This window comes from Saccharothrix luteola (genome assembly GCF_020859565.1).
Taxonomy (GTDB): Bacteria; Actinomycetota; Actinomycetes; order Mycobacteriales; family Pseudonocardiaceae; genus Actinosynnema; species Actinosynnema luteola.
This window is the reverse complement of record NZ_JAJHUO010000026.1, coordinates 19538-28068: the sequence shown is the minus strand read 5'-3', so window position 1 is coordinate 28068 and position 8531 is coordinate 19538. Positions and strand designations below refer to the sequence as shown.

General features: G+C 73.2%; 10 protein-coding genes. 8 read left to right on the top strand and 2 right to left on the bottom strand.

Features of this window, described 5'->3' with window-relative positions:
• Positions 1–567, bottom strand: a 567-nt coding sequence (locus LNK82_RS32400; RefSeq protein ID WP_230570708.1) for a TetR/AcrR family transcriptional regulator, incomplete at its 3' end; no start/stop codon positions are given.
• An 85-nt stretch (positions 568–652) separates the two neighbouring features.
• Between LNK82_RS32400 and LNK82_RS32395 the strand changes: the two genes are divergently transcribed.
• Both LNK82_RS32395 and LNK82_RS32390 read left to right on the top strand, forming a co-directional pair.
• Complete coding sequence (locus LNK82_RS32395; protein WP_230570707.1) at positions 653–1393, top strand: SDR family NAD(P)-dependent oxidoreductase; 741 nt, start codon at positions 653–655, stop codon at positions 1391–1393.
• A 2-nt stretch (positions 1394–1395) separates the two neighbouring features.
• Complete coding sequence (locus LNK82_RS32390) at positions 1396–1704, top strand: DMT family transporter (protein WP_230570706.1); 309 nt, start codon at positions 1396–1398, stop codon at positions 1702–1704.
• Here the strand turns inward: LNK82_RS32390 and LNK82_RS32385 are convergent.
• Positions 1691–2686, bottom strand: a complete 996-nt coding sequence (locus LNK82_RS32385; protein WP_230570705.1) for a LacI family DNA-binding transcriptional regulator — start codon at positions 2684–2686, stop codon at positions 1691–1693. The genes LNK82_RS32390 and LNK82_RS32385 overlap by 14 nt on opposite strands.
• Positions 2687–2835: 149 nt before the next feature.
• Here LNK82_RS32385 and LNK82_RS32380 point away from each other — a divergent pair, with 149 nt between their 5' ends.
• The 6 genes from LNK82_RS32380 to iolC are packed head-to-tail and all read left to right on the top strand — an operon-like array spanning position 2836 to position 8462.
• Entirely contained in the window at positions 2836–3840 is a 1005-nt protein-coding gene (locus tag LNK82_RS32380) for a Gfo/Idh/MocA family protein (RefSeq protein WP_230570704.1), read from the top strand.
• Entirely contained in the window at positions 3837–4697 is an 861-nt protein-coding gene (locus LNK82_RS32375; RefSeq protein ID WP_443706268.1) for a TIM barrel protein, read from the top strand. The genes LNK82_RS32380 and LNK82_RS32375 overlap by 4 nt, the downstream gene beginning before the upstream one ends.
• A 21-nt stretch (positions 4698–4718) precedes the next feature.
• A complete protein-coding gene (locus LNK82_RS32370; RefSeq protein ID WP_230570703.1) occupies positions 4719–5705 on the top strand; it encodes a sugar ABC transporter substrate-binding protein in 987 nt (328 codons plus the stop codon).
• 11 nt (positions 5706–5716) lie between these two features.
• The gene (locus tag LNK82_RS32365; protein ID WP_230570702.1) at positions 5717–6757 is read left to right on the top strand and encodes an ABC transporter permease; all 1041 of its coding nucleotides are present in this window, start codon (positions 5717–5719) and stop codon (positions 6755–6757) included.
• Positions 6754–7536, top strand: a complete 783-nt coding sequence (locus tag LNK82_RS32360; RefSeq protein WP_230570701.1) for an ATP-binding cassette domain-containing protein — start codon at positions 6754–6756, stop codon at positions 7534–7536. Before LNK82_RS32365 ends, LNK82_RS32360 begins: the two co-directional genes overlap by 4 nt.
• Entirely contained in the window at positions 7533–8462 is a 930-nt protein-coding gene (gene iolC, locus LNK82_RS32355; RefSeq protein ID WP_230570700.1) for a 5-dehydro-2-deoxygluconokinase, read from the top strand. Before LNK82_RS32360 ends, iolC begins: the two co-directional genes overlap by 4 nt.
• Positions 8463–8531: the final 69 nt, after the last annotated feature.

The window sequence follows — 8531 nt, the reverse complement described above, 5'->3', positions numbered from 1 at the left end:
GGGGGGGCGCCGGGCCCCCGCCCCCCCCCCCCCGGCGGGGCGCCCCCCCCCCCCCCCCCCCCCCCCCCCCCCCCCCCCCCGGTGCGCGACCAGGTTGGCGGCCAGCGGGGCGAGCAGGGCGTCCGCGGTGAACGCGGCGTCCACGTCCGGGCGGGCTCGGGCGATCAGCACGGTCAGGTGGCGGTGGTGCGCGTCGTAGGCGCCGCCGAAGCGGGCGAACGGGCCGGTGGTCTCGGCCATCAGCAGCAGGTCCAGCTGGGCGAGCGTGCGGTCGACCAGCGCGTGCAGGAAGGCCCGGACGCGGTCCGCGGGCGGTGCGCCGGGGCCGACCGGCGGCGGACCGGTGAGGAACGCGGCCTGGAACTCGCGTTCGGAGGCGTCGATCAACGCGTGGGCCAGTCCGGAGCGGTCGCCGAAGCGGCGGTAGAGCGTGCCCACCCCTACGCCGGATGCGGCGGCGACCTCGGCCATCGCCAGGCCCTCGATGCCCCGTTGGGCCACGATGTCGGCGGCGGCGGCCAGGATCTTCGCCCGGTTCTTGGCGGCGTCTGCCCGCTCGCGCGTCACGCCGGCAGCTTAACGACCTCGACAACCGGAACTAATTCCGCTTAAGCTGAAGCGGAATCAGTTCCGGTTAATTGGGGGTCAGGTCGTGCGGCAACTCGAAGGCAGGTCCGCGCTCGTCACCGGTGGCAGTCGCGGCATCGGGGCGGCGATCGCCAGGCGGCTGGCGCGCGAAGGCGCGAACGTGGCGATCACCTACGCGCGGTCCGGCGACCGCGCCCGCGAGGTGGTCGAGGACATGACGGCCCTGGGCGTGCGGGCGCTCGCGGTGCGGGCCGAGGCGACCGACGTCGACGCCCTGCGTGACGCCGTCGCACGTGCGGCGACCGCGTTCGGCGGGCTGGACGTGCTGGTGAACAACGCGGGCATCGCCGCCCACGGCCCGTTCGAGGAGGTCACGGTGGACGCCGTCGACCGGATCCTCGCGATCCACGCGCGGGCGGCGTTCGTGCTGGCCCAGGCCGCCGTGCCGCACATGAGGTCGGGCGGTCGGATCGTCGGCATCGGCAGCAGCCTGGCCGAGCGGGTGCCGTACCCGGGCTGGGCGCTCTACGCGATGAGCAAGTCGGCGTTGATCGGGCTGACCAAGGGCCTGGCCCGCGACCTCGGCCCGCGCGGCATCACGGTCAACCTCGTCCACCCCGGCTCGACCGACACCGGGATGAACCCCGCCGACGGGCCGGACGCCGACGAGGAGCGCCGCTACACCGCCCTCGGCCGGTACTGCGACCCGGAGGACGTGGCCGCGATGGTCGCGCACCTCGTCGGTGACGGCGGGCGCAACATCACCGGCGCCGCGTTCGTCGTGGACGCGGGCGCGGTGGCGTAGCCATGGCCTGGTTGCTGCTGCTCGGCGCGGCGTCGCTGGAGGTCGTGTGGGCCACGGCGGTGGGCCGGTCCGACGGCTTCACCCGTCCGTGGCCCACGGTGATCGGGATCGCGGCGGCGGTGACGAGCTTCGTGATGCTCTCGATCGCCATGCGCGACCTGCCCGTGGGCACGGCCTACGCGGTGTGGGTCGGGCTCGGCGCCGTCGGCGTGGTCCTGGTGGGCATCGCCGCCGGCGAGAGCGCGTCGCCGCTGCGGCTGGCGTGCCTGGCGTTGATCGTCCTCGGCGTGGTGGGGCTCAAGCCGGCCTGACCGGCGGCGCGGTCGTCGAGCGGACGACCAGCGACGGGTGCAGCAGGTGGCGCACGGGCTCGACCCGTTCGCCCCGCACCCGTTGCAGCAGGGCCTCGGCGGCGAGCCGGCCGAACTCGTTGCGCGGCTGGTCGACCGTGGTCAGCGAGACGTGCCGCAGGGCGGCCAGCGAGGTGTTGTCGTACCCGACCACCGAGACGTCCCGCGGCACGCGGAACCCGGCCTCCTCCAACGCCGAGATCGCGCCGACGGCGTTGAAGTCGTTGCACGAGACGATCGCGGTGGGCAGGTCGCCCGACAACCCCTGCACGGCACGCGCGCCGCCCACGTCGGTGTACTCGCTGCGCACCACCCGGGGCGGCAGCCCGTGCGCCGCCATCGCGGCCAGGTAGCCGCGCCGCCGGATCGCGGCCTGCGAGCCCTCGCCGCCGTCCAGGTGCGCGATTCGCTCGTGCCCCAACGACACCAGGTGGTCCACGGCCAACGCGATGCCGCGCTCGCCGTCGTCGTTCACGGTGTCCACAGTGGCCAGTCGGGACGACCGCGCCACCAGCACCACCGGCGCCTGCTCCGCCGCGCGGCCGATGTCCGCCGTCGGCACCACGGGCGACAGCAGGGCCAGCCCCGCCGGCCGGAACGACAGCAGGCTCCGCAACGCCCGCCGCTCGCGCGCCGGACTGCGCCCGCCGGTGTTGAGGATCAGGTCGAAGCCGTGCTCGGCCGCCACCGCGTCCAGCCCGTCCACGACCTCCGCGAAGAACGCGTTGTGCAGGTCGGACACCATCACGCCGAGCACGTGCGACGTGCGGCTGGCCAGCGAGCGCGCCATCGCGTGCGGCGAGTACCCCAGCTCCTCGGCCGCCTTGAGAACGGCGGCCCGCCGTTGGTCGCTCACCTTCGGTGACCCCCGCATCACCAGCGACACCAGGGCGCGGGACACCCCGGCACGCGCCGCGACGTCCTCCATCGTGGGTCTCGCCAACGCTGCCTCCCTCCTGGACGCGGCGGCGGACGCCACGGGCGGGGAACGCGCCCTTGACACCCGTGTGACGGACGCTACAGCCTTAGAGCGCTCCAACAAATAGAGCGCTCTAACCGGAGATCGCCTCTACCAGGACGGAGACCAGCGCGATGCGCATCGGAGTTGCCGGCGCGGGTCGGATCGGCACCATGCACGCCACCAACCTGGCCACCCTCGACGAGGTCGACGAAGTGCTCCTGTTCGACCCGGTGCCCGGCCGCGCGGCCCGGGCGTCGGCGCTGCTGCCCGGCAGTCGGAGCGTGGACGACCTCGACGCCCTGCTCACCGCCAGTGACGGCGTCCTGCTGGCCACGCCCACCACCACGCACCCCGCGTTGCTGCGCGCGGCCATCGCGGCCGGCGTGCCGACGCTGTGCGAGAAGCCGATCGCGAGCCACCTGGACGAGATGCGCGCGTTGGTGGACGACGTGGAGGCGTCCGGGGTGGAGGTGCTGGTCGGTTTCCAGCGCCGGTTCGACCCGGCGGTGTCCGAACTGCACCGGCGCGTCCGCGCGGGCGACGTCGGCGACGTCTACCTGGTCCGCGCGCTCGGCAACGACGCGCAGCCGCCCGACTTCTCCTACCTGCCGCAGTCCGGCGGCATCTTCCGCGACCTGCTGATCCACGACCTGGACGCGGTGCCGTGGCTGGTCGGCGAGCCGGTGGTGGAGGTGTACGCGTCGGGGTCCGTCCTGGTGGACCGGGCGTTCGCGGAGGCCGACGACGTGGACAACGCGGTGGTGCTGCTGAAGTTCGCGGGCGGCGCGCACGCCGTGCTGGCCGGCGGGCGGCACGACCCGCTCGGCTACGACCACCGCATCGAGGTGCTGGGCAGCCGCGACTCGCTGGCCGTGGGCCTCGACCCGCGCACGCCGCTGACGTCGTTGGAGCCCGACGGCCCGAAGGCGGCGGGCGACGCCTACCCCGGCTTCGCCGAGCGCTTCCACCGCGCCTACCTGGCCGAGGTGGTCGCGTTCACGCAGGTCGTGGCGGGCGTGGCGGCGAACCCGTCGCCGGTGCGGGAGAGCGTGATCAGCCTCCGGCTCGCCGAGGCGTGCGAGCAGTCGCGGCGCTCGGGCGCCCCGGTCCGCGTCGACGCGGAGGTTGCCGCGTGAAGATCGCCGGTGCGCCCATTTCCTGGGGCGTGTGCGAGGTTCCCGGGTGGGGCAAGGTGCTCGACGCGGGCACCGTGCTCGGCCAGATGGCGTCGTTGGGGTTGCGGGCCACCGAACTCGGTCCGCCCGACTACCTGCCCACCGAACCCACGGTGCTCAAGGCGTTGTTGGACGAGCACGGGCTCACGCTGGTCGGCGGTTTCCTGGCCGTGCCGCTGCACACCGGCGAAGAGTCCACAGTGGATGAAGCCGGTCGGGTCGCCGCGCTGCTCGCCGCCGCCGGCGCGGAAGTCCTGGTGCTGGCCGCCGCCACCGGCCTCGACGGCTACGACGAACGCCCCGCGCTCACCGACGACCAGTGGCGCACGTTGGTCGACACCGCCGCGCTCGTCCGCGACCGCGCCGCCGACCACGGCCTGCGCACCGCGCTGCACCCGCACGTCGGCACCCACGTCGAACGCGCCGCCGAGGTCGAGCGCTTCCTCACCGACTCCGACCTGGACCTCTGCCTGGACACCGGCCACCTCCTCATCGGCGGCACGGACCCGGTCGACCTCGCCCGCCGCCACCCCCGGCGGATCGGGCACGTGCACCTCAAGGACGTGCGGGCCGACATTGCCGCCACCGTCCGCGACGGGCACCTCGGCTACATGGCCGCCGTGCAGCAGCGGATGTACGTGCCGCTGGGCGAGGGTGACGTGGACGTGCCCGCCCTGGTGGCGATCCTGCGGGACGCCGGCTACACCGGCTGGTACGTCCTGGAGCAGGACACCGCGCTCGGCGACGACAGCCCGCTCGACACCCCGGTGCGGGACACCGCGCGCAGCCTCGCGCACCTCACCCGGATCACCGCCTGACCCCACCAGCGAGGAGAGACGATGACGTCCACTCGAAAGGGCCTGCGTGCGGGCCTCGCCCTCACCGGGCTCGCGCTGCTGGCCGCGTGCAGCGGCCCCGGCGCGGAGAACACCACCGCGACCACCGGAGCCGCCCAGGCGCCGACCGGTGACCTTCGCGTCGCCGTCGTCACCCACGGCACGGCCGGTGACGCGTTCTGGAACGTGGTGAAGAACGGCGCCACCGCCGCGGGCGAGCAGCTCGGCGTCACCGTCGACTACCACTCCGACGGCGACCCCGGCCGGCAGTCCACCCTGATCGACAACGCGGTGTCGCAGAAGGTCGGCGGCATCGTGGTCTCGATGGCCAACCCGGACGCGTTGAAGACCTCGATCGAGAACGCGGTCAAGGCGGGCATCCCGGTCATCACCATCAACTCCGGCTCGGACAAGAGCGCGTCGTTCGGCGCGCTCGCGCACGTCGGCCAGGAGGAGGGCGTCGCGGGCGAGCAGGCCGGGCGGAAGCTCGCGGAAGCGGGCAGGACCAAGCTGCTGTGCGTCATCCACGAGGCGGGCAACGTCGGCCTCAACCAGCGCTGCGACGGCGCGCGCGCCGGGTTCGGCGGCACCGTCACCAACCTCCAGGTCGACATCAACAACCCCACCGACGTGGAGTCCCGGATCAAGGGCGCGTTGCAGACCGACCCGTCGGTCGACGCCGTGCTCGCGCTGAACCCGCAGGTCGCCGTCTCGTCGGTGAGCGCGGTCAAGGGCGCGTCCTCGAAGGCGGCGGTGGCCACGTTCGACCTCAACGCCGACGTCACCGCCGCGATCAAGGCCGGTGACGTGGTGTTCGCCGTCGACCAGCAGCAGTACGAGCAGGGCTACCTGCCGATCGTGATGCTCAAGCTCTACCGCGACAACGCCAACACCGTCGGCGGCGGCAAGCCGGTCCTCACCGGGCCGGGTTTCGTCGATCAGTCCAACGTGGACAAGGTGGCCGAGTACGCCGAGCGCGGCACCCGCTGAGGAGGACGCCCGTGACTTCGCTGTCGGACCCGCCGGACGACCGGGTCGGCTCGGCCCGGCTGCTCGACCGGCTCGTGCTCCGGCCCGAGATCGGCGCGCTGCTCGGCGCCGTGCTGGTCTTCACGTTCTTCTCGGTGGCGACCGAGCGGTTCCTCAGCACGGGCGGCGTGGCGACCTGGCTCGACGACGCGTCCACGCTCGGCATCATGGCCGTCGCGGTCGCGCTGCTCATGATCGGCGGCGAGTTCGACCTGTCCGCCGGCGTGATGACCGCGTCGACCGCGCTGGTCACGGCCGTCCTGGCGACCCGGCTCGGCTGGAACGTGTGGCTCGCGCTGCTCGCGTCGCTGGTCTTCGCGCTGGCCGTCGGCGCGCTCAACGGGTGGCTGGTGATGCGCACCGGGCTGCCGAGCTTCATCGTGACGCTGGGGACGTTCCTGGCGTTGCAGGGCCTGAACCTCGGCGTCACCCGCCTGGTCACGGGGTCCGTGCAGGTGTCCGGCATGCGTTCGGCCGAGGGCTACTCGTCGGCCGGGTACCTGTTCGCCTCGACGTTCACGCTCGGCGGCACGGCGTTCTACGTGTCGATCCTGTGGTGGGTCCTGGTCACGGTGATCGCGGCGACCGTGCTGCTGCGCACCCGGTTCGGGAACTGGGTCTTCGCGGTCGGCGGGTCGCCGCTGTCGTCACGGGCGGTCGGCGTGCCCGTGACGCGCACCAAGGTGCTGCTGTTCATGACCACGGCGGGCGCGGCGTGGCTGGTCGGGTCGATCAACATCCTGCGGTTCACCAGCGTGCAGGCCAACCAGGGCATCGGGCTGGAGTTCCAGTACATCATCGCCGCGGTGATCGGCGGGTGCCTGCTCACCGGCGGGTTCGGCTCGGCCGTCGGCGCGGCCATCGGCGCGCTGATCTTCGGCATGGCCCGGCAGGGCATCGTCTACGCGAACTGGAACTCGGACTGGTTCCAGCTGTTCCTCGGCGTGATGCTGCTGGCCGCCGTGCTGGTCAACAACGCCCTGCGGCGGCGGGCGGAGAGGGTGCGGCGATGACTGCTCCAGTGCTGGAGGCGCGCGACATCGGCAAGACCTACGGCAGCGTGATCGCGCTGCGGGACGTCTCGACCGTCGTCAACGCGGGCGAGGTGACGTGCGTGCTCGGCGACAACGGCGCGGGCAAGTCCACGTTGATCAAGGTGCTGGCGGGCGTGCACCGGCACGACTCCGGCGAACTGCTGGTCGGCGGCTCGCCGGTCCGGTTCTCGTCGCCGCGCGAAGCCCTCGACCAGGGCATCGCCACGGTGTACCAGGACCTGGCGGTCGTGCCGCTGATGAGCGTGTGGCGCAACTTCTTCCTCGGGTCGGAGCCGACCGTCGGCTTCGGGCCGTTCCGGTTCCTGGACCGCAAGCGGGGGCGGCGGGTGGCGCGGGCGGCGTTGGCCGAGATGGGCATCGACCTGCGGGACGTGGAGCAGCCGGTGGGCACGCTGTCCGGCGGCGAGCGGCAGTGCGTGGCGATCGCGCGGGCGGTGCACTTCGGGGCGAAGGTGCTGATCCTGGACGAGCCGACGGCCGCGCTCGGGGTGAAGCAGGCCGGGGTGGTGCTGAAGTACGTGGCCCGGGCGCGGGATCGAGGGCTCGGGGTCGTGCTGATCACCCACAACCCGCACCACGCCTACCCCGTCGGCGACCGGTTCCTGCTGCTCAAGCGGGGGCGTGCGCTGGGGGCGTACGAGAAGTCGGAGATCGGCTTGGAGGAGCTGACCAGGCAGATGGCCGGTGGGGCGGAGCTGGAGGCGCTGGCCCACGAGCTGCGCGGGGTCGGCGAATGACGATCGAGGTGCTGACCGTCGGCCGGGTCGGGGTGGACCTCTACCCCGAGCAGAGCGGCGTGCCGTTGGCGGACGTGCGGACGTTCGCCAAGTCGCTCGGCGGCACGGCCACGAACGTGGCGGTGGCGGCGGCGCGCCTCGGTCGGGCGTCGGCGGTGCTGACGAAGGTGGGTCCGGACGGCTTCGGGCCTTACGTGCGCTCGGCGCTGGAGTCGTTCGGCGTCTCGTCGTCCTACGTGGGCACGGCGCCCGGCCTCCAGACCCCGGTCGTCTTCTGCGCCCTGGACCCACCCGAAGACCCACCGCTGCTCTTCTACCGCGCGCCTCTCGCCCCTGATCTCGCCCTCACCCCGGAGGACGTGCCGTGGGACCTGGTGACCGACGTCCCACTGCTGTGGGTGACCGGAACGGGTGTCTCCGCCTCGCCCGCCCGTGATACGCAACGGCGAATCCTGCAACACCGCTCGGGCCGCGCCCACACCGTCCTGGACCTCGACTACCGACCGATGTTCTGGCCCGACGTGCCGACCGCGCGCCGTGAGATCGGCTGGATGCTCGACCACGTGACGGTCGCCGTCGGCAACCGGGCCGAGGTCGAGGTGGCGGTGGGGACGTCGGATCCGGAGGAAGCCGCCGCCCGCCTCCTGTCGCGCGGCGTTCGACTGGCCGTGGTGAAGATGGGCGGCTCCGGCGTCCTGCTCGCCACCGGGTCGGATTCCTGGACCGTCCCGCCGCACCCGGTGGACGTCGTCTGCGGCTTGGGCGCGGGTGACGCCTTCGGCGGCGCGCTCGCCCACGGCCTCCTGGCGGGCTGGCCACCGGACCGGATCGCCCGCTACGCCAACGTCGCCGGCGCCCTGGTCGCCTCCCGCCTGGCCTGCGCCGACGCCATGCCGACCGAGCCGGAGATCGAGGCCCACCTGTGAGAACACTTCGACAGGCGCGCCCCACGCCCCCGTGCCAAGATCAATCGCCCCCCGCCAACCCGGCAACAC